Origin of the sequence: Streptantibioticus rubrisoli (assembly GCF_024436055.1) — a bacterium.
GTDB classification, from domain to species: domain Bacteria; phylum Actinomycetota; class Actinomycetes; order Streptomycetales; family Streptomycetaceae; genus Streptantibioticus_A; species Streptantibioticus_A rubrisoli.
This window is the reverse complement of the sequence record NZ_JANFNH010000030.1, coordinates 55,606-80,685: the sequence shown is the minus strand read 5'-3', so window position 1 is coordinate 80,685 and position 25,080 is coordinate 55,606. Positions and strand designations below refer to the sequence as shown.

Genomic DNA, 25,080 nt, shown 5'->3' with positions numbered 1-25,080 from the left:
TCCCAGGCTTCGGCCCCGAGCAGTTCCAGCTCGTCCTCCTCCGCCGCATGGCCGACCACCAGCCACAACTGGTGGAAGAAGCCCTGCGCACCCTCGACTCATCGCGCGCCGAAGCGCGCGAGGCGCACCGCCGCTGGCAGGCGATGATCCGCTCGCGGACCTTCCCGCACGGCGAGCGCCGCTACCTCACCGTCCTCGGTCGCCCCGAGGCCGCCGAGGACCGGCGGATCGGCGATCTGACCTGCCGCGCACTGGTGTGGCCGCTGCCGCTCTGGCCCGACCTGCGGTACGAGGTGATGGTGGCCCCGGGCGGCCGGGTGTGGAACGAGTGGCTGGTGCGGGCGCCCGGCGCCCCGGCCCCGCAGCTGCGCACCGGGGCCGACCTCACGCCGTGGTGCTGCACGGTCGACGAGGTGGCTCGGGCGTTCCCGCCCGCCCAGCCGCTGGAGGGCGACGCCCCCACCCGCTGGCGGCTCGCCTTCACCGATCCGGCAACCGGCGTCCGCCACGTCGCGCACTTTACGTACGGGCTGTTGCAGTACGTGGACGAGTCGGCCTCGTAGCCCTTTCGCCAGTGCCGGTCGAGGGCACACCGTGGGCGTATGACCCGATCCAGAAGCCCCTGGCTGCTGCTCTTCCTTCCGGTGCTCCCACTGCTCCTCCTGGCCCGGCTGCTGGCCCGCCGCCGGGCCAGGCCCGGACTGCGCAACGGTCCTGGCGGCCCACCGCCCGCCGGAGTACGGGAGCCGCGCCGCCCCAAGCCGTCACCGCCCGCGGCGGCGCTGACGCTGACCGAGCCGGGGCGCAACGGCAACCGACCCCACTGACCGGTGCTGTTGGCAGTACCCGGCACTCTTTTGTATCTTTGAGAAACAAAGTGGCTCCACTCGTTTCCCCTGACCGGCGAGTGGGGCCACTGCCTTTCTCGCCACGGCACCGCCCGGCGCGAGCCGGACGGCAGGTTTGGCGGCGCGGGCCATCTTTTGTATCGTAGGAGAACAAAGTGGCCCCGCTCGCATCCCCCTGACCTTCGAGCGGGGCCGCTTGTCCCGTTCCGCCAGAGCCGAGGAGTGCGACATGCCCACGACGATCGGTGTGTTCAAGGCCGCGCTGCTCGACATGGACGGCACGCTGGTCAACTCCGATGCGGTGGTGGAGCGTTGCTGGCGGCGCTGGGCGGACCAGCACGGACTTGACCCGGTCGAGGTGCTGAAGGTCGTACACGGCCGCCAGGGGTACGCGACCATGGCCGTACTGCTGCCGGACCGGCCGATGGCCGAGAACCACGCGGACAACGCCCGGATGCTGGCCCAGGAGACCGCCGACACCGAGGGCATCGTGCCGATCGAGGGCGCACCGGCGTTCCTGTCCGCGCTCCGCGACCTGCCGCACGCCCTGGTGACCTCCGCCGACGCGGCCCTGGCGGAGGCGAGGATGACCGCCGCTGGACTGCCGATGCCGCTGGTGCGGATCACCGCGGAGTGCGTGAGCGCCAGCAAGCCGGACCCCGAGGGCTTCTTGAAGGGCGCCGCGGAACTGGGCTTCGCGCCCGCGGACTGCGTGGTCTTCGAGGACTCCGAGGCGGGCGTCACCGCGGGCCTGGCCGCCGGAATGCGGGTGGTCGGCGTGGGGCCGCGGGCCGCCGCGCTGAACGCGACCGCGCACGTCGAGACCCTGGACCAGATACGGGTGGAGCCCACCGAGGACGGCGGCTTCGCCCTCTGGATCGGCTGAGCGGCGCATCTCGGCCGAGCGGCGGCGGCACACCCGTCCGTGTGCCGCCGCCTCCGTCACATCAGCCGGAGATCGCCTCGTAGAAGCTGAACCCGGCCATCACCACCATCACCGCCGCCGCGACCTTGGTGATCAGCGGCAGCGGCACCCGCTTCATCAGCGCCCGGCCACCGACGATGCCGATCCCGGCGACCGCCCACAGCGCCAGCACCGCACCGACCCCCACGGAGAGCGGACTGCCGTAGCGGGCGGCCAGGTTGGCGGTCATGATCTGGGTGAGGTCGCCGAACTCGGCGACCAGGATGAGCATGAAGCCGCTGCCCGCGACCCGCCAAAACCCCTGGTTCTTCGGCGCGTTGACGGCCTCGTCGTCGTCCTCGTCCTTGTGCCGGAGGAGTACGGCCGCGCCCCCCAGAAACAGCAGGCCCACCACGCCCTGCACCCAACGGTGCGGCAGCAGCGTCAGCAGGCTGCCCGCGGCGATGGCGATCACCACATGAACCGCGAACGCGGCGGCGATGCCGCAGAAGACATGGCTGGCCCGGAAGCGCGTGCCGAGCACCAGGCTGGCCAGCGCCGTCTTGTCGGGCAGTTCGGCGACGAAGATGACGCCGAACACGATCGCGGCGACGGTGAGGCTGAACACGGGTGGAGGCTCCTAGGGCGCTCATGTGCCGCGCCGGGCTTCCTCGGGAGAGGGGTCGCTTCGGCACGGCAGCGTCGGACACTGCGGCCGAAGGTCTCGCTGGCGCGGTACGTTCTCGACGTACCCGCCTCCGGGCGCCGGCCGAAACCCAGTGGGTTCGGCAGTATGTCGACGGTCCGGCGTTGAGCTACTCCCCTTCTGCTGGAGACCAGCCTAACCGGTCACCGGCCGTTCCCCTCCCGGGTGAGCAGGCCGCGGGCCACCAGTTCGAGCACCACGGTCACCGCCACCGCCTGCACGGCGAGCAGCGCGATCAGCACGAACAGCTGGACCACGCCCGCCTTCAGCGGTGACGCGCCGCCGATGAGCATCCCGACGAACGCGCCGGGCAATGTGACCAGGCCCACGGTCCTGGTCTGGTCCAGGCCGGGGACAAGCGCCGTCGCGGCGGCCGGGCGGGCTATCTCCAGCCGTGCCTCCCGGTCCGGCAGCCCGATCGCCAGCCCGGCCTCCACCTCGCCGTGCCGGGTGCGCAGCTCGTCCAGCGCCCGCTGCCCGGCCAGCACGGTGGCGGTGAGCGCGCCGCCGATCAGAATTCCGGCGACGGGGATGAGCGCCACGCCCTTGAGCGGTACCAGTCCGACCACGACGAGCAGGGCGACCACCGGCAGCGCGCCCGCGGCCACGGGTACGGCCGCCCACCACCAGGTGCGGTCACGGGTGATGCGGCGCCCGGCGGTGCGGGCGGCGACCGCGTACATCACGAAGACGAAGCCGAGCAGCGCGGGCAGATGGCGCACCACCCAGCCGATCACCAGGGCGACGGCGGCCAGCTGGACCACCGCGCGCAGTCCGGCGAGGGCGATGGCGCGCGGATAGTTCTCCCGGTCGTCCTTGAAGCGGGCGTAGGACGCCACGGTGGTGGCCGCGATGAGCAGTGCGGCCAGCACCACGGCCAGTGTGTTGTTCACCGGGAGCAGGGTGGTGGACGAGGCGGCGGGCACCGGCCCACGGTAGGGCAGAGGGGGCGCCCGGCAACATACTTGAAACTTGCAGAATTTAGTTAGCGTCACCTAATCTCGGGTGCTGTTCGGTTCCGTCCCCCACCGACCGAGGAGCGACCCATGCCCTTCATCGAGACCGCCAAGCCCCATGTCCTCGCGCTGTTCCGGATCGTGGTCGGTGTGGTGTTCGCCAGCCACGGTGCCGCCTCCCTGTTCGGTGTGCTGGGCGGCGCCGCGGGCACGCACGGCGGCACGGTGGCCACCGGCGTCTGGCCGTACTGGTACGCCGCGGTGATCCAGCTCGTCGGCGGCGCGCTGGTGGCGCTGGGCCTGGGCACCCGGGTCGCGGCGCTGATCAGCTCCGGCTCGATGGCGTACGCGTACTTCACCGTGCACGCCAAGGTGGCGCTGTGGCCGCTGCAGAACGGCGGCGAGGCCGCCGCGCTGTACGCCTGGGTGTTCCTGCTGATCGTCTTCACCGGCCCGGGCGCCTGGGCGCTGGAGTCGCTGTTCACCGCCCGGCGGACCCGCACCGCCGAGGTCGCCGCCGCCTGATCGGGCTCAGGGACCCACGGCGGCCACTTCGTCGCTGTGGGTCCGTTGTGAGAAGAACGTCACGCCGCCCCACGCGATCACGCAGGGGGCCCCGCGCGTACGCTGTACGGCTGTGGCGCGCAGACCGCCCGCCCTGACAGTGCGTGCGGACCAGGAGAAACGACGGTGTTCGATCGAGTGGGTTCACTTGTCGACTCGCCATGGGTCCTTCTGCTGGTCGGGCTCTCCGTGCTGCTCGACGTCTTCCTTCCGGTGCTGCCCAGCGGGGTGCTGCTGATATCGGCCGCCACGGCGGGCACCACGAGCTCCAACGGGGCCAAGGGCTTCGCGGACGTGGTGGAACTGCTGCTGTGCGCGTCCACCGCGTCCTGCCTGGGCGACCTGGCGGCGTACCGGCTCGCCTACCGCGGCGGCGGCTGGCTGGACCGGCGCCTGGAGCGGTCCCGTCGGCTGGCCGCCGCGCAGGAGCGGCTGGGCCAGGTGCTGCTGCACGGCGGCGGCGCGCTGGTGGTGCTGGCCAGGTTCGCGCCCGCCGGGCGCTCCGTGGTGAGCCTGGGCGCGGGCGCCGCGCACCGCCGCCCGGCCGAGTTCCTGCCCTGGTCCGCGCTGGCCGGTCTGGCCTGGGCGGCCTACGGCGTGGGCCTCGGCTATGTGGGCGGCAAGTGGTTCGGCGCCACCTGGCTGGCCACCGCGGTCTCGCTGATCGCCCTGTTCGGCGCGGGCGCGGTCGCCGCGTACGTCTTCCGCCGGGAGCGCGAACAGCCCCCGGTCTCCGTGGAGTTGTAGCTCACCACGCGCCCGGATCCATCGGATCCGGGAAGTCGTCCTGCGCGTACTCGTGACGCGCCTCGGCGAACCCCGCACCGCCGTACGGCCCTTCGCGGCGCACATCGAAGTGCACCTCCGCGATCAACCGCCCCTGGCCGAAGTCGAACTCGGGGAAGACCGAGTCGGCGAACCGCTCCCGCAGCCGCCGCTCCACCGCCTCTTGGCAGGTGAACAGCTCACGCGCCACCTCGCCGCCTACGCCGGTGTCGTCCTCGACCTCCCACAGCGTCGCGCTGCCGCCGTCGGGCAGCAGAAAGACGTGTTTGACCGTGCGGTGGCCGCGGGTGCGGGTCGGCCCCTTGGAGAAGCGCATCGAGTGCAGGTCCACACAGTGCATCAGCGCGCCGCGCAGCCGCAGCAGCAGCGCGGGGTCCAACTCGGCCGCGTTGTGCGCCCGGGCCAGCAGCCGGTCGAGATGGCAGGCTGGATCGTCGTCATGCGGTCCCGCGGCGTCGCCGCCCGATCGCGTGTTGTCCATATGGCCCTCCCGCGCCTCGCTCCGCCACTCCCCGCCGAGCGCTTCGTACACTTTTCGCACACAGAATGTAGCGGGTCAACTTCTGTGCGTGTCGGAATTTGGGGAAGTGGTTCAGGACGGCTTGATGAGCCGGGTCTCATACGCGAAGACCACCGCCTGTACCCGGTCGCGCAGTTCGAGCTTGACCAGGACACGGCTGAGGTGGGTCTTCACGGTGGCCTCCGCCAGATGGAGCTCCGCGGCGATCTCCGCGTTGGACTTGCCCTTGGCCACCTCGGTGAGGATCTCCAGCTCCCGGGCGGTCAGCCGCTCCAGCCGGGAGTCCACCGGCCCGTCATGGGTGGGCAGTTGGTGCGCGCAGGTCTCCAGCAGCCGCCGGGTCACCCGGGGCGAGACCACCGCGTCACCGGCGGCGACCGTACGGATCGCGGCCAACAGCTCCTCGGGCAGCGCGTTCTTGATCAGGAAACCGGAGGCCCCCGCGCGCAACCCGGCGAAGGCGTACTCGTCCAGGTCGAAGGTGGTCAGGATCAGCACCCGGGTGTCCGGGCAGGCCGCGATGATCTCCTCGGTGGCCTCGATGCCGTCCTTGCCGGGCATCCGCACGTCCATCAGCACCACGTCCGGCCGCAGTTGCCGGGCCAGACGTACCGCCTCCGTGCCGTCCCCGGCCTCGCCCAGCACGGCCAGGTCCGGCTGCGACTCCAGCACCAGGTTGAACGCGACCCGCATCAACGGCTGGTCGTCGACGAGCAGCACCCCGATCGTCACAACTCCCCTTCCGTGGCTTGCGCGTTCACCGGTTCCGGGTCCCCCAGCTTCAGGCAGGCGGCCACCCGCCAGCCCCCACCGGGCAGCGGCCCGGCCTCCACCTGCCCACCGTAGGCGGCCACCCGGTCCCGCATCCCGTGGATCCCGTGCCCGCCCTGCCCGGACGACGGCACGGGGTGGCCGTCGTCCCGCACGTCGACCTCCACCCGGTCGCCGGGGCAGCTTACGCGGACCGAGGCGCGGGTGACGTCGGCGGCGTGCTTGAGGGTGTTGGTCAGCGCCTCCTGCACGATCCGGTACACGGTCAGTTGGGCCGCCGCCGGTACCGAGGCCACATCGCCGTCCACCCGCAGTCTCACCGGCAGTCCCACCGCGCGGACCTGCGCGGCCAGCCCGTCGAGCTGACCGATGCCGGGCTGCGGATGGCGCAGCGCGTCGGGTTCGTCGGCGCGCAGTACGCCGAGGAAGCGCCGCATGTCGGTGAGCGCCTGCCGTCCGGTGCCGGAGACCTGTTCCATGGCGGCGGCGGCCTTCTGCGGCGCGCGGGTGGCGGCGAAGGCGGCGCCGTCGGCGAGCGCCACCATGACCGACAGGCTGTGGGTGACGATGTCGTGCATCTCGCGGGCGATCCGGGCCCGTTCGCCCGCCACCGCGAGCTGCGCCCGCTGGTCACGTTCGCGCTCGAGCCGGGCCGCGCGGTCCTCCAACGCGGCCAGGTACGCACGGCGGTTGCGCATGTTCGCGCCGATCGTCCCGGCGGCCAGGGCCAGCCCGCACAGCCCGACGAACGACTTGACGCCGTGTTCCGACCCGGCCCAGCGGATGACCGCCAGCAGGTTGCCCGCCGCCAGCACCGTGAAGGCGACCAGGGTGCGGCGACGCGGGCAGTGCGCGGCCACCGTGTAGAGGGCGGCCAGCAACGCGACATCGCCGGGCAGCGCCTGTCCGGCGAACAGCCACTGCGCGAAGGCGACCGCGGCGACCACCGCGAAGACCGCGGACGGCGCCCGGCGCCGCCACACCAGGGGAAGCACCAGCCCGAGCTGGTAGCACAGCAGCACCGGATGGCGGCCGAAGACCAGATGCGCGGGCGCGGTGGAAACCACGGCCAGCGCCAGCGCCGACACCGCGTCCGCCATCAGCGGGTGGCGGTCAGCGAGTGCCCGCAGGCCGGAGCCCCAGAGCGGCGACTCCGCCCCGGGGCCCTCGACGTGGTCGTACCTCGTCACGCATCCCGCCGCTTGAGCTGCACGGCCGCGATCACCACGGTCACGGCCACGTACCCGGCGAACAGCCCGGCGCCGGTCCACGGCGCGAGCTGATGGGGTTCGGCGTGCAGCACGGTCAGCGCCTGCCCGGCGTTGCTGGGCAGGTACGGGCCGATGTCGTCGACCCAGGAGGACGGCAGCGCGTGCAGGATCAGCGGCAGCACGAACAGCATGCCGAAGACGCTGGCGATGCCGCCCGGCGTGGACCGGGTCACCGCGCCCATGGCGACGCCGAAAAGCCCGACCAGGGTGAGGTAGATCGCCGTACCGAAGACCACCCGGGGCACACCGGGCGCCGACAGCGTGGTCTGGATGTGCTGGGAGGCGAGCATCGACTGGCCGGCGAAGAAGGACAGCAGCGAGGCGATGGAGGCCAGCACCAGGGTCACCCCGCCGAACACCGCCATCTTCGCCCACAGCACCGGCAGCCGCCGGGGCACCGCGGACAGCGTGGCGCGGATCATGCCGGTCGAGTACTCGCCGGTGATGACCAGCACACCGAGCACGCCGATGGCGAGCTGGGCGAAGACATAGCCGTCGATGCTGCGCCCGGCGGCGTCGAAGCTGGCCCGCTCCGCCATCGGCAGGTGCTGCCAGCGGTTGGCTGCGGCCCAGCAGGCCAGCAGCGCGATGCCGACCATGGCGGCGACCGCGATCAGCAGGGTGAGGTAGGTGGAGCGCAGCGAACGGAACTTGATCCACTCCGAGTTCAGGACCCGGCCCTGAGTGACCTTCCCGCTGCGCACGGGAGTGGAGATGGTCGCGGAAGTCATGCTGCGGTTCCTTCGGTCACGTGCGTGCGGGTGGCGGAGGGGACCGCCTGGTACTCCACCGCGTCCTTGGTCAGTTCCATGAACGCCTCTTCCAGCGAGGCCTGCTGGGTGGCCAGTTCGTACAGCACCACCTGGTGCTCGGCGGCGAGGGTGCCGATCTGCTCACTGCTCAGCCCGGAGACCGTCAGCACACCGGCCTCCTCACTGGTGATCGTCACGTCGGGCCCGGCCAGCCGCTCGCGCAGCCGCTCGGCGTCGGGGGTGCGGACCCGCACGGTGTTGGTGGACGCCTGCCGGGTGAACTCCTCCACCGAGGTGTCGGCGATCAGCCGACCGCGGCCGACGATGATCAGGTGCTCGGCGGTGAGCGCCATCTCGCTCATCAGGTGGGAGGAGACGAACACCGTACGGCCCTCGGCCGCGAGACCCTTCAGCAGGTTGCGGATCCAGAGAATACCCTCGGGGTCCAAACCGTTGACCGGCTCGTCCAGGATCACCGTCGCCGGGTCACCGAGCAGGGCGCTGGCGATGCCGAGGCGCTGTCCCATGCCCAGCGAGAAGCCGCCCGCGCGCTTGCGGGCCACGTCGGCGAGCCCGACCAGTTCGATCACCTCGTCCACCCGCGAGCGCGGGATGCCGGTGGTGGCGGCGAGGGCCAGCAGGTGGTTGAAGGCGGTGCGCCCGGTGTGGATCGCGCGAGCCTCCAGCATGGCGCCCACCTCGTGCAGCGGCGCCGCGTGGTCGGCGTAGCTCTTGCCGTTGACCCGCGCGGTGCCGGAGGTGGGGGTGTCGAGGCCGAGCAGCATCCGCATCGTGGTGGACTTCCCGGCGCCGTTCGGCCCGAGGAAGCCGGTGACCACGCCGGGCTTGACCTGGAAGCTGAGATCCGCGACGGCGGTCTTGGGCCCGTAGCGTTTGGTGAGTGCGGTGGCTTCGATCATGCTGCTTCCTCGTCGGCGTGCGCCGCCCCGGACGGGTCCGGCGGCGTCCCCACGCTAGGCGGCTCCGCCAAGCGGCACGATCCCCGCGGGACGGAACCTCACGTCGGCCGATATGCGCCCCGGGACTGACGTGCGTACGACCGGCGGTGTACGCGGGCCCGCGTGAGCGCGGTCGGTCTCGGCGGCGGGTCCTGCTGCCGTCGGCTGCCATGGGGCGCCGCCGTGCGCGACGGCCACGCGGGGGCGGGCGCCGGTGCACCGATCCACGCGAGGAGCTGCCCCACCACACCGAGTGAAGTCCGAGGGTTGGCCGGTTAACCTCTTTGCATGGACGCGCAAGCTTCGTCACGGGAATCGGATGGCCGAGGTTCGGACGGACCGTATAGCGACGGGGTGGAGGCGGCGGTCGCGGTGCTGAAGGCGCTGGCCGACCCCACACGCTTCCGTCTGCTGTGGGCGCTCAGCCAACAGGAGCTGCCGGTGGGCAAGTTGGCGGAGCTGGTCGGCGCCCATGTCGCCGCGGTCTCACAGCACCTGGCGAAGCTGCGCGCGGCGGGACTGGTGACCTCCCGGCGGGATGGCACCCGGGTCTTCTACCGCGTTTCCGGTGAACACGTTCGGGGACTGCTGGAGGAGGTCGTGGTGGCCGCCGGTGCCAGCGGCCGCTCCGACCCGGCGCCGGGCGGTTCCGAAACCGATCCGGCAGTGGAGTCGGCCCCCGCGCCGCGCGCCGTGCGCTGGTCCAGAGCGGTCGGCCTACGGCCGATGCGAAGGCCGAGGTAAGGCCGCCCGGCGGGTTCTTCGGCGGGGCCCGCCTACGGTCCGCACCGAAAGGATCCCGCCACGGCGGTGAACGCCCCACCAAGCCCGTCCAACCGTCCCTACGCCGCGGGAGCTTGGATGTAGTCCTCAAGGCGGGCGACAGCGAAGCCCTGCTCCTGGACGCGCTTGAGGAGGTTGCCGAACATCTCGGTCATGGTGGCGCCCTTGAGCTCCTTGGGGCCACGGAAGTGGGCCAGGATGATGTCGCCGGGGCGCAGCTTGTGGTCCCCGGCCTGGTACTGCATGTCGTTGATCTGCATCGACTCGCGCCACCACACGATCGCCCGGGGGCCGCACTCGCCCACCGCTGTCTTGGTGGCGGCGTTGTACGCGCCGTACGGCGGCCGGAACAGCAGCGGCGCGGTGCCGTACTGGTGGGTGAGGATCTTCTGGTCCCCGCACACCTCCTCCTTCTGGCGGGCCAGCGGCACGGTGTTCATCACCGGGTGGTGCAGGGTGTGGTTCTGGATGTGGTTGCCCAACTGCTGCAGCGGCTTGAAATACCCGTAGTCGTCCTTGATGGCGTCGTTCATCAGAAACATCGTGATGGGGATCTTCAGGTCCCGGATCATCTCGATGAACTTCGGGTCCTTCTCCGCCCCGTCGTCGAGGGTGAGGAAGACGACCTTCTGCGTGGTCGGGATGTGTGCGAACACCGGAACGGGGCCGGTGGCCGAGAGCTTGAGGGGCTTGTCGGCGGGCGGTTCGGGAGCCGCGGGCAGCGGTGTCAGGCCCCACTTGCGCCAGGCCGCGGCGTCCACGGCCGGTGCGCTGCTGGACGCGCTCGCGGTGGCGGTGGTGGTGGCAGGGGGTGGTGCCGAGTCGGACGCTGAGTCCGCCGCGCCGCAGCCGCTGGTGGTGACGGCCAGGGTGACCGCGCCCGCCAGCGCACCGTAGAACCTGCTCCGCTGGTTGTGCCGCTTCACCGTGCTGTGCTCCCGAATGCGCTGTTCATGTGCTGTGTGGCACTCGGGAACGTTACCGGTACGCGGAACCAACTCTCCGGGCAGCATGTCCAGTTCACCGTCTCCGGACAGTGAGACCGTCGGCCGTCCCGGATCGGCGAGGGCCGCGCCGACGGCGTGCGGCAGCGCGTTGGCCATCGTGCCGTGGGGCGGCGGCGGTCGCTCGGCGGCGCGGTCAGTCGGCGTCGCCGTGCGGGCTGGTGCGGGCCATGTGGCGTTGCGGGAACTCGCCGCCGGTCAGCGCGAGCAGCGGTGCGGCCTTGACCGCGGTCTCCTCGAACTCCTGCTCAGGATCGGAGAGCGCCACGATGGCACCGCCGGTGCCATAGCGGATCCGGCCGGGGGTGAGCACGGCGGTACGGATCACGATGCTCAGATCGGCGGCGCCGGTAAGCGAGAAGTAGCCGATGGCGCCTGAGTAGACACCGCGCGGGCCTCCCTCAAGACGGTCGATGATCCGCATGGTGCGGATCTTGGGCGCACCGGTCATCGACCCGCCGGGGAACGCCGCGCGCACACAGTCGACAGCGCTGCGGTCGGCGCGCAGCCGCGCCCTTACCGTGCTGACCAGTTGGTGCACGGTGTCGTAGGTCTCCACCTCGAACAGCTCACGCGCCTCCACCGAGCCGGTCTCGGCGCAGCGGCCCAGGTCGTTGCGGACCAGGTCGACGATCATCAGGTTCTCGGAGTGGTCCTTCTCGTCGCTGGCCAACTCGCGGCGCAGCGCGGCGTCCTGCTCCGGGGTCGTGCCGCGCGGCCGGGTGCCCTTGATCGGACGGGACTCGGCGCGCCCGTCGGCGGTGACACTGAGGAACCGTTCCGGCGAGGTGCTCAGCACCGACACCCCGTCGAACTGCAACAGCGCGCCGAACGGGGCCGGGGACGCCTGCCGCAGCAGCCGGTAGGACTGCCAGGGGTCGGCGACGGTCTCCACCTCGACCATGTTGGTCAGGCACACCTCATAGGTCTCACCGGCCGCGATCTCCTCCTGCGCGATGCCGATCAGCTCCAGGTAGCGGTCCCGGTCATGGCGCAGCCGGATGGCGTCCGGCGCGGCGGGCCGCAATACGGGCGGGCGGGTGCGGCCGGACAGTGCGTTGAGCAGTTCCGCCGTCTCGGCCAGCCATGCGCGCGCGGGGCCCGGCGTGCCGGGTCGGGCGAGGGCCAGCAGATGGGTGGTACCGGTGGCGTGGTCCAGGACGACGGCCCGGTCGGCGAAGACCATCACGGCGTCGGGCTCCGAGGAGCGGTGCGCCTTGCGCCCGCCGCACTGGGCCTTCAGCTCGTATCCGAGGTAGCCGACCCAGCCCAGCGCGAAGCCGCACGGCGGCAGGCCGTCGGGGGTGGCCACACGGGTGGTGCGCAGGTCCTGGTCCAGCCAGTCCAGGAAGTCACCGGTGACCAGGTGTTCGCCGTCCTCCTCGCCGCCGCCTTCCTGGCCGTCCGCTGCCTCGCCGCCTGCTGTCTCGCCGCCTGCTGTCTCGCCGTCCGCGGAGCGCACGGTCAAGGTGCCGGTCCACACATCGGCGGTGGCGACCCGGGCGAGCGGCCCGGAGCCGTCGCCCATGATCGAGAAGCGTCCGGTTCCGGCGTCCGGGCGGCTGCTGTCCAGCCAGAACGCGTATGGCCGGTCGCGGAAGACCGCGTCGAAGGCGGACTCGTCGTCCCAGCGGGTGGGTATGGACTCCACCAGCAGCTCGTATGTGGTGGTCCTGGCCGGTGCGGTCGCGGTGGCCGCCGGTCGGGGCGCGGGCACCGGCAGCGACCGGGGTGCGTGGTGCTGCCGTACGAGCTCAGCGAAGTTGCGCAGCAGGCGGTCACCGTACTGGGTACAGATCGACTCGGGGTGGAACTGCAGGCCCCACATCGGCCGGTGCCGGTGCCGGATGCCCATCAGCACGCCGTCCGGGGTGTGGGCGGTGGCCTCCAGTTCGTCCGGGAGCCCGGTGACGGTGAGCGAGTGGTACCGGACCACCTGGAACGGGGAGGGGATGCCGTCGAAGATGCCGGTTCCGGTGTGCAGGACGGGTGAGGTGCGGCCGTGACGTGGTTCGGGGGCGCGCTCCACGGTGCCGCCGAAGCAGGCGGCCAGGCCCTGGTGGCCCAGGCAGATGCCGAGCAGCGGCAACTCGCAGCGCTCGATGACCTCGCGGCAGATGCCGAAGTCCGCCGCGCGCTCCGGGGTTCCGGGGCCTGGGGAGATCACCACGCAGTCGAACTCCGCCAGCCGTTCGATCCGCCAGTGCGGATCGTCGTTGCGGATGACAACGGGTTCCCGGCCGGTAGCGGCGGCGATTCCGTGCACCAGGTTGTAGGTGAACGAGTCGTAGTTGTCGATCAGAAGCGTGCGCATCGTGCCGGGATCACCTCAAGACCCCATTTTCCCACGTCCCAAGGGGTCGAAGGCGGCGGGGGCCACCGTCTCCCGGCGAAGCCCGTCCGGCGCCCGCCAAACACACGGGAAGGGCAATACCCTTGGCCAACATGATCGAAGCCGTCGTCTTCGACATCGGCGAAACCCTGGTCCACGACGACCGCTACTGGTCCACCTGGGCCGACTGGCTGGACGTCTCCCGCCACACCCTCTCCGCGCTGATGGGCGCGGTCGTCGCACAGGGCCGCGACAGCACCGACGCCCTGCGCCTGCTGCGCCCCGGCATCGACGTGTCCGCCGAGTACGCGGCCCGCGAAGCCGCCGGACGCGGTGAACACCTTGACGAGACCGACCTCTACCCGGACGTCCGCCCCACCCTCACCGCGCTGCGCGCACAGCGGCTCGGCGTGTTCGTGGCGGGCAACCAGTCCGCCAGGGCAGCGGAGTTGCTGCGCGCCCTGGACCTGCCCGCCGACGCGATCGCCACCTCCGGCGAATGGGGCGTGGGCAAACCGCACCCGCGGTTCTTCGCCCAGGTCGTCGCCCTCACCGGCCGCGCCCCACACCGCACCGTCTACGTCGGCGACTACCCCGCCGTGGACATCACCCCCGCCAAGGCCGCCGGTCTGCGCACCGCCCACCTCCGCCGTGGCCCCTGGGGCCATCTGTGGGCCGACACCCCGCAGGCGGCAGCCGCGGACTGGCGCATCGACTCCCTCTCCGAGCTGACCGCGATCACGGCGGCCGCCGCCACCTGATGCCCGGCCCGCCACGCCCTGACGCCCGGCCCACGGGCGGCGCCGCCCGTGGATCGCCAACCGCACGCACCGCGGTGTACGGTCGTGCGTCGGCCGGTGGCACGGCACAAGGCAGAGGAAAGGCAAGGGTGCATGACGATGACTCCGCACCGGAGTGCCGACAGCACCGCCCCCGACAGCCTGACGTTCACCGAGCGAGCCCGACGTCAGCAGCTCATAGAGTGCACCATCGACCTGATCTCCACCCGCGGCTACCCGGCGACCTCGCTGTCGGCGATCGCCAAGGAGGCCGGACTCTCCAAGGCCGCGGTCCTCTACCACTTCTCGTCCAAGGACAACCTCACCCAGGCCACGCTCGAGTACGTACTGGAACGGTTCTCCACGTACGTCACCGAGCGCGTGGAGCGCGAGTCCGACCCGCGGGCCGCCGTCGTGGCATACGTCCGCGCCATGATCGGCTACCAGCAGGCGAACCGGCGCCATGTCCGGGTGATCACCGAGATGCTGCTGGATGACAACGGCGGCACGCGGCTGAAGACTCCGGGCTCCCATGACACCGGCGGTCGCTGGCAGTCGCTGGCCGCCCTGCTCTCCCGGGGCCAACTCACCGGTCAGCTACGTGAGTTCGACCCTCGGACCGTGGCGCTGGCGATCGGTGGTGCGATCGACGGAGTGATCGCGCACTGGCTCGCACATCCGGAACTCGATCTCGACGCCGCCGCCGACGAGTTGGAGGTGTTCACCCTGAACGCGATCGACCGCCGCGATTGACCGCCCGTCAGGCCCGCGCGAACTCCGGCGCGCGCTCGGGCCGTACCCCGACCCCGCCGAGGTAGCCGGTCACCGTGCGCAGCGCCGGTATTCGCCGCAGCGCCCGTATCGGGGCCGGAAGCCGGTCGCCGTCCAACGTGCCGTCGAGCGCGGGCCGCAACAGCATCTCGTGCTCGCCGCGCTGCGACTGCTGCGTCACGGCCATCGGCAGCCAGCGCCGTTTCTGCACCCGCGCCAGGTCGTCCACGTCAACGACGCCACGGCGCAGCGGCTCCGCCAGGATCCGGGCCGCCGCCACGGCGTCCTGCACCGCGAGGTTGACGCCGACGCCGCCGACCGGCGACATGGTGTGCGCCGCGTCGCCTATGCACAGCAGGCCGGGCCGGTACCAGCGCGGCAGCCGTCCCATCGAGACCTCCAGCAGCTTGACGTCGCCCCAGGACCGGATCGCGGCTGTGACCTGCGGGTCCCATCCGAACAACGCACCCAGCCGATCCCTGAACCACTGGATGTCATTGGCCCGCAGCTCCTTGTCCTGGCCCTTCTTGATCAGGTACGAGGTCTGGTAGTAGTCCACCCGGTCCATCGTCACCGCCGCCTGCCCGTTGACGAACTTCGCGAAGACCCTGCCGTCCTTGACGCTGTCGAACCGCGTGGGCACGCGGACGTGCCACACGTCCATCGGCACCTCGAACTCCCGCGGGCGCAGCCCGGCTTCGCGCCGCACCACCGAGTGGCGCCCGTCGCAGCCGACCGTGAGCGCCGCCGCCATCTCGCCGGGCGAGCCGTCCTCATCGACGTACCGCACCCCCGTCACCCGGCCGCCCGCGGTGCGCAGTCCGGTCACCTCGGTGCACATCCGCAGGGTGAAGGAGGGCTCCCGCGCGGCGGCGGCTGCGAGCAGGTTGAGGAAGTCCCACTGCGGGACCATGGCGATGTACCGGTGCCTGCCTGGAATATGCCGTAGGTCGGCGGCGACGACGGTGGCGTCGCCGATCTGCATCCGCATCTCCCGCATCTTCCGGAAGGGCAGTTTCGCGAACTGCTCGCCGAGGCCCAGCTCGTCCAGCAGTCGCAGGGTCGACGGGTGAACGGTGTCCCCGCGGAAGTCGCGCAGGAAGTCCCGGTGCTTCTCCAGCACGGTCACCTCGATACCGGCCCTGGCCAGCAGCAGCCCGAGCATCATCCCCGCCGGACCGCCCCCCACCACACAGCACGTCGTGCGCTCCATCACGTTTCCCTCCCTCGCGCAGGCCCACTGACAACGCCCACCCTAACCGATCGGTCAGACATCTGACCGATCGGTTAGAGAGCTGCCGGGTCATGGGAGAATGGAGCCGCACCCAGCGCCCACGGAAAGCGGAACTCGCCTTGACCCAGCAGCCCGAAGCCCGCCTCATCGATCTGCAGGGCGACTGCGCGAACTGCTTCGCGCTGTGCTGCGTCGCGCTGCCCTTCGCCCGGTCGGCCGACTTCGCGGTCAACAAGGACGCCGGTCAGCCGTGTTCGAACCTCCAGGCCGACTTCCGCTGCGGCATCCACAACCGCCTGCGCGACAAGGGCTTTTCCGGCTGCACGGTCTTCGACTGCTTCGGCGCGGGCCAGAAGGTCTCGCAGACCACGTTCGGCGGCCAGGACTGGCGCCAGGCGCCGCACAGAGCGCGGCCGATGTTCGAGGTGTTCCCGGTGATGCGCCAACTGCACGAGCTGCTCCGGTACTTGACCGAGGCGCTGGCGCTGCCACGGGCCCGTCCCGTCCACGCCGACCTGCGCCGCGCGCTGGAAGCCACCGACCGCCTCACCCGGGGCAGCGCCGAGGAACTCGCCGCGCTGGACGTGGCGGCGCACCGCGCCGACATCAACGCCCTGCTGCTACGCACCAGCGAACTGGTAAGGGCGGGTGTCCCCGGCCGCAAGAAGAACCACCGCGGCGCGGACCTGATCGGCGCCAAGCTCAAGGGTGCCAACCTGCGCGGCGCCAACCTGCGCGGTGCCTACCTGATAGCCGCCGACCTGACCGGCGCTGACCTGAGGACCGCCGACCTCATCGGCGCGGACTTCCGTGACGCCAGCCTGCACGGCGCCGACCTGACCGGAAGTATCTTCCTGACCCAGCCCCAACTCAACGCCGCCAAGGGCGACGCCAGCACAAAACTTCCGGTGACGGTCAGCCGCCCCGCCCACTGGCGATGAGCCGCCACCACCGGGCACGGGCCGCCAGCACGGTGGCCAGCAGCATCCGAACGGCGGCCGAGGGCCGGGGAGTTGCGAGCGCGTCGCGCAGCCGATCGTCAAGCAGCGCATCAGCCGCCGCCCGCACCAACGGAGCCAACGGCCTGGGAAACCGCCCGGCCAGCAGCCCCCGCGTGGCACCCCACAGTGCGCGCCCCTCCGGCGTTACGGCGAACGCCCGCCGCTCGAAGTCATCCATCCAGTCGGCCAAGGCGTCGAACGAATCGGGCACTCCTTCAATGCCCATCCTGGCGCCCAGTTCCGCGTAGAAGCCGTGGGCCGCGCGCTTCTCGCCCACCGTGGTCTTCCGCCGCCCATGAGCGTCGATCCACCGCACGGGCGTTACGCAGAACGCCGCCAGCACATAGACGAACTCGTCGTTCCCCACGGCGAGTCGGGCATGCGTCCGCTTCAACTGCGCCACCGCCAGCCGCCCGTCGGGCCCGTCCATCCCGCGCTCGATCAACGTGAACATCAGGGTGCCGGTAGCCTTGGCCCGCTCCTTCGGCCGCGCGACCATCTTTCCCGTCCCGGCGAGAACGGCCGCGATACTCGGCACGGCAAATGTGCGGTAGAAACCAAGATTGAGCCCAAGCCGCAGATCGGCCGGGAATTCCAGCGCGAACTCGCGGTACGCGAGATACCCACCGCTCACGAAAACCGCCCGGCGTGCGGGCACGCCTCCCAGCCACCGCCAGAGTCATCCGCCCACCGCCACCAAAGGTGATCCGCGGAACAGCGCCAGACAGTTCGACACATGCGCTTGCCATCGCTTTCCCGGCGCATCATCACCCTGGCCACGTGCCTCATGGACCGCGCGCGGTCGGGACAGAATGGCGCGGCGTTCACTGCGGGCATGGCGGCAGGCTAGCGAGCGGTCCGCCCGACCCGCGCGGCGACCTGCTCCAACCCGGCCGCAGCCGCGCTGGCCTGCCCGGGGCCGAGCGCCCCCAACCCCCTCTATGATCCCGGTACTTCAGCGGTACCCACAGGGGGATCACATGCGCATCAAGCGACTTGCCAGACTCACGGCGCCATCAATCCTCCTGGTAGGAGCACTCGTCGCCTGCTCCTCCGGTACGAGTCGGCCATCCGCCGCCGCGACGGCTCCCGGCACTCCGCCCACCTCCGCGACCGCTGCCGCCAGCCCGTCCGCCACGGAATCGGCTGTCCCGGCTGTCCTGGCCGCCCCGGATGGCCCGGCTGTCCCGGTCGCGAAGGTACGCGACTCCTTCGCCGTACTCCAGGCCACCTACACCGACCCCGGCTGCGCCGCGTCCGAGGGAAACTGCGAGTACTTCCTGAAGCGAGTGCTGGACAACCTCAACGCCCTCGACGCCTCGATGAAGGCCAGCTCCGAGGGACCGGCCCACTTCAAACAACCCCTCGCCTGGATCAACCAGATGCGGTCGACCCTGGCTGGCGATTCCTCCTTCCCCAACCTCAGGAAGAACCAAGCCCTGTTGACCGGCACCCGCGACAAGATCAACACCTGGATGCAGTCCCATCCGGAGGACTACCGCTGACACTCGTGCCGCTCGGACAACGTCCCGCCACCACGGGCTGCCGGTGCGAGTTGGGGAGCACGCCGGGCGGCGGAAAGACGGGGAGCGCGCCGGGCGGCGGAAAGACTCTGTGAGACCGCCGCAGCCGACGCGCTGTCAGTCCCCTCAGTCGTAAGTGGCCCACCCCTGGACCGTCGGCAGCACCTCCTCGGCGACGCGGAGCAGTACCGCGTCGTCCGGCACCCCGCCGTCCGCCCGCCACAGGGCCAGCTCGAAGGAGCCGCCGCTGTCCTTTGCGTCCCGGGCCACGGTGAGGGTGCGGGCTGGGACGCCGGGGCCGCTGCTGGCGTCGCTCCCGTCGAGGCGGAATCTGAGGCTTATGGTGCGGTCCGAGTCGAGCACCGCCGGGCGGCCCAGGACCGTCTGCTGGCGTGCGCCGTCCCCCAGGAGCGCGGCGGACCCGCCTACGGGAAGACGGTCGTAGCTGGCCGACAGGGTCACGGTGTAGGTCGCGAACTCGACCCGGGCCGAGGGGGTGTCGATCTCCTCGCCGCCGGCAAGCTTGACGGTGCCTCCGCCGCCGTCGGCGGTCTTGGCGGTCTCCCCCGGCGTGCCCAGCAGTTCGGCGAGGTCGGCGCGGTTCAGCGCCTCGCACAGTTGCGCCCCCGAGACGTGCCGAGGCGCCTGCCTTTGCGCCTTCTCGGACTCCCCGCCGGGGCATGTGGCAGGCCGCGGTTCGCTGCCCGGGGACGGCGCCTTCCCGAACGCCCACAGACCGACAACCAGCACCCCTACGAGTGCCACGGCGGCGACGGCCTGCCCCCACGCGCCCGCGCCCCTATTGGGCACGTCGATTTCGTCTGCCATGTCCCCCGCCTGGCGTGATCCCCCGATACGTGCCCGGGGACCTTAACCCCGTGATCACCAAGCGGACAAGGCGATTGTCCGTCACCGCCCGGGCCAACCCCGGTCGGCCCGCCAACCCCATTCGCTCCCTACAGTCCGCCGCAGGCATCTGGAACGCGCCCGGCGCTGGAGGTGGTGCTGCGCACTGCTGTCAGACCCGGACGTAGCGTGGGTAGTTGGCTGCTCGCTGCTCGGGGCGCGCCATTCGTTCGCGCGATGCGGGCGCGGAAGGGTGCTTGCGCTACGCCGCGATGGCGTACTGGCCCTCCCGCCAGGCGACAACCCATTCCCGCTGCCATCGGGCCAACTCCAGGCGCTGCTGCGGGGATAGGCGGCCTCGGCTGGTGAGACGACGGATCTCCTGCTGAGCCCGTGCCATGCGCGCCACATGTGGCGCAGGTGACACTCGGGTCTCAGGTGTGGAGAACATGTGGACAATCGTAGGCGGTCGGTCTGACAACTCGCCCGGGCGTCCGAGGGTTGGAATATTCCGATCCGGCCGCCTCGATCACTCCGGTCTCACTGTGCGCGCCGCGTCGAGGACGAGGTGGAGATGCTGCGGGCCGCAGCCTTCGGCGGTGTGGCTGGGGGCAGTGCAGGAGGCAGGCCTCACGAGTGTTCGGTAAGGAGGCTCGCGGCAAAGCCGATGAACGCGATTCCGCTGGCCTGCTCCGTCCGGCGGCGGAAGGCCGGGCGCCTGATGCGCTCGCCCAGCGCGGAAGCGGCGCCGGAAACCACCCAGAACCAAATCGACAACTCGACGACATCGATCACCGTGAACAGGACCGTGGAGCTGAAAACCGGCTCTCCATGGGGGATGAACTGCGGAACCAGGCTCATGTAGAAGACACCGGCCTTGGGGTTGAGAAGGTTGGTTCCGATACCAGAACGGAAAGCGGCAAAACGCCCACGCGGACTCTCCGCAGCGGTCTGCTCAGCCACGGCGTCAGGGCACGCCTGCCTGGCCAGGTGGTTCGGGCCAGTTGTCGCCCGAGTCGTGTGTCGACGCCTGGACCGCCATAGAGCTGAAACACCCAGCCAGGTCAGATAGACAGCGCCAGCGATGCGCATCGTGTCGTAGGCCACGTGGGAAGCAGTGAGCAGAGCGGTCAGACCGACCGCAGCCGCCAGCCCCCATGCCAGGCACCCCATGACAATCCCAAGCGCCGCGCTAAGGCCCGCAGTCTTGCCCTGGGAAACGGAGGTCCGCAGTACCAGGAGCGTGTCCAGCCCCGGCGTCACGTTGATCACAGCGGCGACACCAGCGAACGCAAGAACGGCGGTCAACATGGCGGGATCGTAACGTCACACACTCACGCCAGCACCTGCTTTCGATGCCTGCCGTACCGTCACTCCGCGATGGCGCAACGAAGAACAGGCCCAGCGCCACGATTGACGACGAGTATGAACGGAAGAGCCGGATCTCCACCGGGAACACGGAGACGGAAAAGCCGCGTTCGCGGGCGGCGACTTCCGCGCGGGTACGGCGGCGCACCAGAAGACGGCGGCGTCATGGCGCGGGCGGCGGCCGAGCGCGGCACTGCCGGTAGCGGCCCGAAGGGCCGTACAACGAAGTTCCTTTGATGGGGCCGACCTTCGGATGCCGTCGACCAGAGCAAGCCGCGACAGCCGGTGCGTGACCACGGCGCCGGAGCCCTCAGCTTGGGAAGTTGCGATCATTTGCCGCCGGTTTGGTCGCTGACCTGCGAGAACAGGAGCTGCCTCGGCTGCGGAGGGCGTCGGCGACCTCATGGCCGCGTTCCAGGCCTCGATCGAGCGCCGAGGCAAGAAGGTCCCGGCTGACGAGCCGAAGAAGAAGGCCGCCGCGAAGAAGGCCGCCGCGAAGAAGACGACGGCCAAGAAGGCCAGCAGCAGGAAGCCGCCACGTTCCGCCTAGTCGGCCCATACTTCCGGGCCGCCGCCTCGCCACTCGATCAGCGAGTGATCGTCGAGATGCGCCCCGACCACGCCTTTACGACGCAGCAGAGCACGCAGTTCCCCTGGCCGATGTGCCCGTCCCGCGTACTCACCGTTGATCGTCACCCGTCGACCTGCCAGACCGGGCGAGTGCACCACCACGGGCGGATGCGGATTCCGATCACCCACACCCCCAGACTGCGCCCCACTGGCCGCCGACGCATGCGGGCTGCGGATGTGTGCGCCTAGGACCGTAGGGCAGGCGTGGTTGTACCCGGATGTGCGCGCCGGCCCGTGGCCGCACCCTGTGCCCACCGGCCGGTGCACCGGCGATCAACGCCGTATGCCGGCGTCCAGGTCGGGCGTGTATCCAGACCCGACCAGGGCAGGCGCGGCGAGACCCAAGCCATCGCATGAGCGGAGGAGTTTTCCATGGGTACGGAAGACAAGGCCCGCAACCTCGGCGACAAGCTGCGCGGCAAGGCCAAGGAAGCAGCTGGCCACGCCACAGACGACGAGGAACTGAAGGCCCGCGGTAAGGGCGACCAGGTCGAGGCCGACGTAAAGCAAGCGGGAGAGAAGATCAAGGACGCGTTCAAGGGCAGCAAGTGAGCTAGGCAATCGAATAGCTCGCATGGATGAGGGCTCGCCAAGACCGCGTGCGGCGCGGTCACTCTCCTAAGTGACGGGCACAGAGTTCATGATCGTTCCGGGTTGTGGACTCTATGTGGACCCTCAAGATCCAACTAACAGTCAGGCCCGGTCCTCCGCTGGGGAGTACCGGGCCTTCTACCTGATCAAATTCCGTTTTGTGGGCACAGACGGATTCGAACCGCCGACATCTGCTTTGTAAGTTCGATCCCGGAGCTGACTCTCCCCTGCCAGAGGCTCCTGGGCCTGTGAGGCGACAGCCGTCGGCGTACGTCCCTATCCCTCGCTGTACGCCGCCGTTGATGTCACTCGTGGATGTCAGCTTGTGATGAGAGAAGGATCCGCTTCGGATCACTGCCTGGGGGGAGGAAGGCAAGGTGGCTGGGGCCGCGGTCGTCCACACCCAGTTGGACTGAGTGTGAGCCTTCACGCTTGGCATCCATGCAGGTCAGCGGCATGTTCGAGGTGCTGGCCCCCGACCGCCCGCTGCGGCGTCACCTCACCGTCGTCCTGCCCAGCAGCAAGGTGGTCGTTCACTGTCACTGCTCTCGCCGCGCGCCGGGTGGGGGCGAGTCCGGAAGTGGGCCGAAGTCAGAAGGCGGAGGGGGGCCGAAGCTGCCAGACGGGGGCGGAGGCAGAGGGTGCTGCTCTGGCTTGGGCCGCCGGATGCGGACGGCCGATCTGGCTCGGATGAGAGCGGCGCGACCTTTTTCGGTAGTTGCACGTCCGAGGTCAGACTCAGAGATCTGGCGGACGCGCTCCGTTGCCCGCTGTGCACCTTCTTGGGCTCCTTGGCGAGTCCCCTCCCAAGCACTCCTACCGCCACGAGCGGCGGCGCGACCAAGGTCGGCTATTCGGCGGGCCTGGCCCGACCCCGACTCCGTGATCTGGCGTACCCGTTCCTGGTCCACGACCTGTTGGGCGACCTGGCGGCCCCCTTGCCACACAGCTTGGCTCCTGTCGGCAGCGGCGTACGCGACGGTGCGGAACAACTGCACACCGGTGACCGAGGTTCCGGCCAAGCGGTCGGCCAGGGAGCGGCCGGTACCGAGCAGTGTTGGAAGGGCATTGATCCAGAAGATGACGACCGCAATCACCCAGCACAGCACGGAGAGCACGAAGTCGCCATCAAGCAGAAGGCAGCAGGCCGCGGCGTAGCAGGCAACATCGGTCACAGCGGCGACCATGGCACGGACGGCTGCACGCCGTCGTCCCAATGGACCTGACACCTCTTGCCCGTTCGGCACTACGCGCAGACCTGTCAGTGCCTTGCCCACTGTGCGGCGTGTCCAGACAAGAGCCAGGAACTGGTAAACGAAGGCGAAGAGCACCAGCGCGGCGAATGCCTCCTCGACATCGAGGACGGCGGTGTCCCATATCGACGAGCCGACGCCCGCGGCCGTCCCAGGAAGGTTCCCGCGAGAGCCGAGGATCCGCCAGACGCTCTCCCCGACCATGCCAAGGTCCGTCACCTGGCCGGAGATCCGGTGGAAGGTAAAGCTGCCGAGCAGCACAGCCACGGCGAGAACGATGGCGAAGTCGAGCAACCAGGCGAGCAGACGACGCCATGCTGGCGGTCTTACCGCCTCCCTCGGTGCTCCCCAATTCGATATGTCTGCTGCGGACTGTTGGGACACGGCTTCCCCCGAATCGACTGCACGACAGCCCTCAAACGATAGCGATGGTTGGGCAAGTAGCCCAGTAACAGAGTGCGTTGGCAGAGCTGGCGGGTGGTACGGCCTGCGTCGACGCGGTGCCCTGGGTGGGTGCCACCGGCAAGGATTGCAACCTGCGACACCCGCTTTAGGGTTCGATCTACACCCGCCCCTGGCGCCGTCGGTGACTGGTCCGACGATCGTGTAGGGGCGCTGCTGTGTGCTGCCGTCCGGCCTCGTTGATGTCAGCCGTGGATGTCGGAAGTCGGCCGCTGAGCGTCGGTTGGAGTCGTTAGGCGTTGGCGCCTTCCAGCAGTTCTTTCAACGCAGCCAGGTCCTTGACGTTTGCCCGCCGCACGGCAGCAGCCATCATCGGAGCGCTCACTTTGGCAAGGCCGGATGGCTCGCCGCGGTTGCGCAGCGTCATCCGGGTATGGTCAGCGTCCACCGCCTGCCAGGTGTAGGTCGTCTCCATGGGGAACGACCCCTGCGCAGTGCGCATCACGAGTCGTTCGGAGGAGTACTCGACGACCTCGTACGTGTAGGTCAGGGTGCGCCCGAGAAAGCGGGCGACGAAGTCGAGCTTCGAGCCCACGGCGAGCGGCGGCGAGGTCCGCCAACGAACCGAGACGATGTTGGCGTACCAGTGTGGCGCGTTGGTCGGATCCCCGGCGTAGGCGGAGACCTCCGCACAGGGACGGGCGATCACGGTCTCGGTGAGGACATCGACGGCCATAACCTCAACGCTATCCGGGCCGCTCATGCTCAGGAGTCCGACACACATGGTGCCCGTGACTGCCCCACACTTCTAGCGGTTGACCGGGATCTCGTACACGATCTCGCAGTGCGCGTCGGGTAGGTAGTGGACCTGCCGGCACTGCCCGGGGCTGGCGAACCAGCGCTAGTGCTGTGACCCAGGCATTGCACCGCTACCTGCGCTGGCGCAACGCCAACGCCCGCCACCCCGGACGTACTTGCCGCCCAACGCAAGGAACGCGCCCGCATCCGCAGCGAGAAGGGCATCCGCTGGGGCGGACGCCCCCCTCAACGCCGCAGCCTGACCGATCGCGAACCGCAGCCCCGGAGTACCGAAAGGGCCAAGTTCACGAGAAGGACAGCGACAGAAGGACGACTCAGGAGGCGGACGGCTCGATCTCCCCCGCAAAGACGATGACCTGGTCGATGAGGCTCCGCCGCAGATGGACGACGTCCGTTCCCGCCAGGCGGGGGCCTCCATCCGGCGTGGTGAAGACCCACTGGTACCGGGCCCACTCATCCGGCATGTCCACCGCTGAGCAGCGCACCATCGTGCCGGTCCCCGCCGGGTGGCGCCGGATGTCCAGCACGAACCGCTCGACCGCCGCGATTCCTTCGCTGCGACCCAACGGCCCCCAGAAGACCACGTCTGAGGTCAGGGCCTGGGAGAGCAGGGCAGTCACATAGCTGTCGTCCGAGGCGTTAAACGCGGAGATGAACGTGTCGATCGCGGAGCGTGCCGTCTCTTCCTGCATGCCCCAGTAATACCA

General features: G+C 70.2%; 29 protein-coding genes and 1 pseudogene. 13 read left to right on the top strand and 17 right to left on the bottom strand.

Going from position 1 to position 25,080, the window contains the following annotated elements; all coding sequences use genetic code 11:
• The 3 genes from NON19_RS22445 to NON19_RS22435 form a co-directional block, all read left to right on the top strand.
• Positions 1-563, top strand: a 563-nt coding sequence (locus NON19_RS22445) for a hypothetical protein (protein ID WP_255930690.1), incomplete at its 5' end; no start/stop codon positions are given.
• Between the two features lie 39 nt (positions 564-602).
• Positions 603-827, top strand: coding sequence for a hypothetical protein (locus NON19_RS22440; RefSeq protein ID WP_255930689.1), 225 nt, complete (start codon positions 603-605; stop codon positions 825-827).
• 250 nt (positions 828-1,077) lie between these two features.
• The gene (locus NON19_RS22435; protein ID WP_255930688.1) at positions 1,078-1,734 is read left to right on the top strand and encodes an HAD-IA family hydrolase; all 657 of its coding nucleotides are present in this window, start codon (positions 1,078-1,080) and stop codon (positions 1,732-1,734) included.
• 61 nt (positions 1,735-1,795) lie between these two features.
• Here NON19_RS22435 and NON19_RS22430 read toward each other — a convergent pair whose 3' ends face one another.
• Both NON19_RS22430 and NON19_RS22425 read right to left on the bottom strand, forming a co-directional pair.
• On the bottom strand, positions 1,796-2,380 hold the full coding sequence (locus NON19_RS22430; RefSeq protein WP_255930687.1) for a TMEM165/GDT1 family protein: 585 nt from the start codon (positions 2,378-2,380) through the stop codon (positions 1,796-1,798).
• A gap of 221 nt (positions 2,381-2,601) precedes the next feature.
• Positions 2,602-3,384, bottom strand: a complete 783-nt coding sequence (locus NON19_RS22425) for an ABC transporter permease (protein ID WP_255930686.1) — start codon at positions 3,382-3,384, stop codon at positions 2,602-2,604.
• A gap of 120 nt (positions 3,385-3,504) precedes the next feature.
• On the opposite strand from NON19_RS22425, the gene NON19_RS22420 reads away from it, so the two are divergent.
• Together NON19_RS22420 and NON19_RS22415 are read left to right on the top strand one after the other, a co-directional pair.
• Positions 3,505-3,939, top strand: coding sequence for a DoxX family protein (locus NON19_RS22420; protein WP_255930685.1), 435 nt, complete (start codon positions 3,505-3,507; stop codon positions 3,937-3,939).
• 165 nt (positions 3,940-4,104) lie between these two features.
• A complete protein-coding gene (locus NON19_RS22415) occupies positions 4,105-4,725 on the top strand; it encodes a DedA family protein (protein ID WP_255930684.1) in 621 nt (206 codons plus the stop codon).
• 1 nt (position 4,726) lies between these two features.
• Here the strand turns inward: NON19_RS22415 and NON19_RS22410 are convergent, their stop codons facing one another.
• The 5 genes from NON19_RS22410 to NON19_RS22390 all read right to left on the bottom strand — a co-directional run bounded on the left by NON19_RS22410 (position 4,727) and on the right by NON19_RS22390 (position 8,998).
• Positions 4,727-5,245, bottom strand: a complete 519-nt coding sequence (locus NON19_RS22410; RefSeq protein WP_255930683.1) for a DUF6227 family protein — start codon at positions 5,243-5,245, stop codon at positions 4,727-4,729.
• Between the two features lie 111 nt (positions 5,246-5,356).
• On the bottom strand, positions 5,357-6,016 hold the full coding sequence (locus tag NON19_RS22405; protein WP_255930681.1) for a response regulator: 660 nt from the start codon (positions 6,014-6,016) through the stop codon (positions 5,357-5,359).
• The gene (locus NON19_RS22400) at positions 6,013-7,245 is read right to left on the bottom strand and encodes a sensor histidine kinase (protein ID WP_255930680.1); all 1,233 of its coding nucleotides are present in this window, start codon (positions 7,243-7,245) and stop codon (positions 6,013-6,015) included. Before NON19_RS22400 ends, NON19_RS22405 begins: the two co-directional genes overlap by 4 nt.
• Positions 7,242-8,057 (bottom strand): ABC transporter permease, encoded by an 816-nt coding sequence (locus NON19_RS22395; protein WP_255930679.1) that lies wholly within the window; start codon positions 8,055-8,057, stop codon positions 7,242-7,244. Before NON19_RS22395 ends, NON19_RS22400 begins: the two co-directional genes overlap by 4 nt.
• Positions 8,054-8,998 (bottom strand): ABC transporter ATP-binding protein, encoded by a 945-nt coding sequence (locus NON19_RS22390; RefSeq protein ID WP_255930678.1) that lies wholly within the window; start codon positions 8,996-8,998, stop codon positions 8,054-8,056. Before NON19_RS22390 ends, NON19_RS22395 begins: the two co-directional genes overlap by 4 nt.
• A gap of 393 nt (positions 8,999-9,391) precedes the next feature.
• Here NON19_RS22390 and NON19_RS22385 point away from each other — a divergent pair, with 393 nt between their 5' ends.
• Positions 9,392-9,781, top strand: coding sequence for an ArsR/SmtB family transcription factor (locus tag NON19_RS22385; RefSeq protein WP_255930677.1), 390 nt, complete (start codon positions 9,392-9,394; stop codon positions 9,779-9,781).
• 98 nt (positions 9,782-9,879) lie between these two features.
• Here the strand turns inward: NON19_RS22385 and NON19_RS22380 are convergent, their stop codons facing one another.
• Positions 9,880-10,923, bottom strand: coding sequence for a polysaccharide deacetylase family protein (locus NON19_RS22380; RefSeq protein ID WP_255930676.1), 1,044 nt, complete (start codon positions 10,921-10,923; stop codon positions 9,880-9,882).
• Between the two features lie 37 nt (positions 10,924-10,960).
• Positions 10,961-13,138 carry an aminodeoxychorismate synthase component I gene (pabB, locus tag NON19_RS22375; protein ID WP_255930675.1) on the bottom strand — a complete coding sequence of 726 codons (2,178 nt, stop codon included), beginning with the start codon at positions 13,136-13,138 and terminating at the stop codon, positions 10,961-10,963.
• Positions 13,139-13,269: 131 nt separating this feature from the next.
• Here pabB and NON19_RS22370 point away from each other — a divergent pair, with 131 nt between their 5' ends.
• Both NON19_RS22370 and NON19_RS22365 read left to right on the top strand, forming a co-directional pair.
• Positions 13,270-13,917, top strand: coding sequence for an HAD family hydrolase (locus NON19_RS22370; RefSeq protein ID WP_255930674.1), 648 nt, complete (start codon positions 13,270-13,272; stop codon positions 13,915-13,917).
• 138 nt (positions 13,918-14,055) lie between these two features.
• Positions 14,056-14,688 (top strand): TetR/AcrR family transcriptional regulator, encoded by a 633-nt coding sequence (locus NON19_RS22365; RefSeq protein WP_255930673.1) that lies wholly within the window; start codon positions 14,056-14,058, stop codon positions 14,686-14,688.
• A gap of 7 nt (positions 14,689-14,695) precedes the next feature.
• Here NON19_RS22365 and NON19_RS22360 read toward each other — a convergent pair whose 3' ends face one another.
• Complete coding sequence (locus NON19_RS22360) at positions 14,696-15,919, bottom strand: FAD-dependent oxidoreductase (protein ID WP_255930671.1); 1,224 nt, start codon at positions 15,917-15,919, stop codon at positions 14,696-14,698.
• 140 nt (positions 15,920-16,059) lie between these two features.
• Here NON19_RS22360 and NON19_RS22355 point away from each other — a divergent pair, with 140 nt between their 5' ends.
• The gene (locus NON19_RS22355; RefSeq protein ID WP_255930669.1) at positions 16,060-16,881 is read left to right on the top strand and encodes a pentapeptide repeat-containing protein; all 822 of its coding nucleotides are present in this window, start codon (positions 16,060-16,062) and stop codon (positions 16,879-16,881) included.
• Here the strand turns inward: NON19_RS22355 and NON19_RS22350 are convergent.
• Entirely contained in the window at positions 16,856-17,575 is a 720-nt protein-coding gene (locus tag NON19_RS22350; RefSeq protein ID WP_255930667.1) for an oxygenase MpaB family protein, read from the bottom strand. The two genes, NON19_RS22355 and NON19_RS22350, sit on opposite strands and share 26 nt — an antisense overlap.
• 346 nt (positions 17,576-17,921) lie before the next feature.
• Between NON19_RS22350 and NON19_RS22345 the strand changes: the two genes are divergently transcribed.
• Positions 17,922-18,446 (top strand): hypothetical protein, encoded by a 525-nt coding sequence (locus tag NON19_RS22345; protein ID WP_255930665.1) that lies wholly within the window; start codon positions 17,922-17,924, stop codon positions 18,444-18,446.
• 144 nt (positions 18,447-18,590) lie between these two features.
• Here NON19_RS22345 and NON19_RS22340 read toward each other — a convergent pair whose 3' ends face one another.
• The 3 genes from NON19_RS22340 to NON19_RS22330 all read right to left on the bottom strand — a co-directional run bounded on the left by NON19_RS22340 (position 18,591) and on the right by NON19_RS22330 (position 20,621).
• A complete protein-coding gene (locus NON19_RS22340; RefSeq protein WP_255930663.1) occupies positions 18,591-19,292 on the bottom strand; it encodes a DUF6215 domain-containing protein in 702 nt (233 codons plus the stop codon).
• A gap of 280 nt (positions 19,293-19,572) precedes the next feature.
• Positions 19,573-19,710 carry a hypothetical protein gene (locus NON19_RS22335; RefSeq protein WP_255930662.1) on the bottom strand — a complete coding sequence of 46 codons (138 nt, stop codon included), beginning with the start codon at positions 19,708-19,710 and terminating at the stop codon, positions 19,573-19,575.
• Between the two features lie 230 nt (positions 19,711-19,940).
• A complete protein-coding gene (locus NON19_RS22330; RefSeq protein WP_255930661.1) occupies positions 19,941-20,621 on the bottom strand; it encodes a LysE family translocator in 681 nt (226 codons plus the stop codon).
• A gap of 460 nt (positions 20,622-21,081) precedes the next feature.
• Between NON19_RS22330 and NON19_RS22325 the strand changes: the two genes are divergently transcribed.
• Together NON19_RS22325 and NON19_RS22315 are read left to right on the top strand one after the other, a co-directional pair.
• Positions 21,082-21,228, top strand: a complete 147-nt coding sequence (locus NON19_RS22325; RefSeq protein ID WP_255930660.1) for a hypothetical protein — start codon at positions 21,082-21,084, stop codon at positions 21,226-21,228.
• A gap of 452 nt (positions 21,229-21,680) precedes the next feature.
• Positions 21,681-21,860, top strand: coding sequence for a CsbD family protein (locus NON19_RS22315; RefSeq protein WP_255930659.1), 180 nt, complete (start codon positions 21,681-21,683; stop codon positions 21,858-21,860).
• 578 nt (positions 21,861-22,438) lie between these two features.
• Here NON19_RS22315 and NON19_RS22310 read toward each other — a convergent pair.
• On the bottom strand, positions 22,439-23,536 hold the full coding sequence (locus NON19_RS22310) for an RDD family protein (protein ID WP_255930658.1): 1,098 nt from the start codon (positions 23,534-23,536) through the stop codon (positions 22,439-22,441).
• Positions 23,537-23,846: 310 nt separating this feature from the next.
• Positions 23,847-24,290, bottom strand: coding sequence for an SRPBCC family protein (locus NON19_RS22305; protein ID WP_255930657.1), 444 nt, complete (start codon positions 24,288-24,290; stop codon positions 23,847-23,849).
• A gap of 176 nt (positions 24,291-24,466) precedes the next feature.
• Here NON19_RS22305 and NON19_RS33465 point away from each other — a divergent pair.
• Positions 24,467-24,596 (top strand): annotated as a pseudogene (locus NON19_RS33465) (IS630 family transposase); the annotation flags it as partial.
• A 91-nt stretch (positions 24,597-24,687) separates the two neighbouring features.
• Here the strand turns inward: NON19_RS33465 and NON19_RS22295 are convergent.
• Positions 24,688-25,065, bottom strand: coding sequence for a hypothetical protein (locus NON19_RS22295; protein WP_030216423.1), 378 nt, complete (start codon positions 25,063-25,065; stop codon positions 24,688-24,690).
• Between the last annotated feature and the right edge of the window lie 15 nt (positions 25,066-25,080).

Excerpts from the sequence above, each read along its gene's own strand:
- NON19_RS22440 (WP_255930689.1), top strand. The coding sequence starts at position 603 with ATGACCCGATCCAGAAGCCCCTGGCTGCTGCTCTTCCTTCCGGTGCTC.
- NON19_RS22435 (WP_255930688.1), top strand. The coding sequence starts at position 1,078 with ATGCCCACGACGATCGGTGTGTTCAAGGCCGCGCTGCTCGACATGGAC.
- NON19_RS22420 (WP_255930685.1), top strand. The coding sequence starts at position 3,505 with ATGCCCTTCATCGAGACCGCCAAGCCCCATGTCCTCGCGCTGTTCCGG.
- NON19_RS22410 (WP_255930683.1), bottom strand. The coding sequence starts at position 5,245 with ATGGACAACACGCGATCGGGCGGCGACGCCGCGGGACCGCATGACGAC.
- NON19_RS22395 (WP_255930679.1), bottom strand. The coding sequence starts at position 8,057 with ATGACTTCCGCGACCATCTCCACTCCCGTGCGCAGCGGGAAGGTCACT.
- NON19_RS22390 (WP_255930678.1), bottom strand. The coding sequence starts at position 8,998 with ATGATCGAAGCCACCGCACTCACCAAACGCTACGGGCCCAAGACCGCC.
- NON19_RS22380 (WP_255930676.1), bottom strand. The coding sequence starts at position 10,923 with ATGGCCAACGCGCTGCCGCACGCCGTCGGCGCGGCCCTCGCCGATCCG.
- pabB (WP_255930675.1), bottom strand. The coding sequence starts at position 13,138 with ATGCGCACGCTTCTGATCGACAACTACGACTCGTTCACCTACAACCTG.
- NON19_RS22370 (WP_255930674.1), top strand. The coding sequence starts at position 13,270 with ATGATCGAAGCCGTCGTCTTCGACATCGGCGAAACCCTGGTCCACGAC.
- NON19_RS22365 (WP_255930673.1), top strand. The coding sequence starts at position 14,056 with ATGACTCCGCACCGGAGTGCCGACAGCACCGCCCCCGACAGCCTGACG.
- NON19_RS22360 (WP_255930671.1), bottom strand. The coding sequence starts at position 15,919 with ATGGAGCGCACGACGTGCTGTGTGGTGGGGGGCGGTCCGGCGGGGATG.
- NON19_RS22345 (WP_255930665.1), top strand. The coding sequence starts at position 17,922 with ATGCGCATCAAGCGACTTGCCAGACTCACGGCGCCATCAATCCTCCTG.
- NON19_RS22340 (WP_255930663.1), bottom strand. The coding sequence starts at position 19,292 with ATGGCAGACGAAATCGACGTGCCCAATAGGGGCGCGGGCGCGTGGGGG.
- NON19_RS22335 (WP_255930662.1), bottom strand. The coding sequence starts at position 19,710 with ATGGCACGGGCTCAGCAGGAGATCCGTCGTCTCACCAGCCGAGGCCGC.
- NON19_RS22330 (WP_255930661.1), bottom strand. The coding sequence starts at position 20,621 with ATGTTGACCGCCGTTCTTGCGTTCGCTGGTGTCGCCGCTGTGATCAAC.
- NON19_RS22325 (WP_255930660.1), top strand. The coding sequence starts at position 21,082 with ATGGCCGCGTTCCAGGCCTCGATCGAGCGCCGAGGCAAGAAGGTCCCG.
- NON19_RS22315 (WP_255930659.1), top strand. The coding sequence starts at position 21,681 with ATGGGTACGGAAGACAAGGCCCGCAACCTCGGCGACAAGCTGCGCGGC.
- NON19_RS22305 (WP_255930657.1), bottom strand. The coding sequence starts at position 24,290 with ATGGCCGTCGATGTCCTCACCGAGACCGTGATCGCCCGTCCCTGTGCG.
- NON19_RS22295 (WP_030216423.1), bottom strand. The coding sequence starts at position 25,065 with ATGCAGGAAGAGACGGCACGCTCCGCGATCGACACGTTCATCTCCGCG.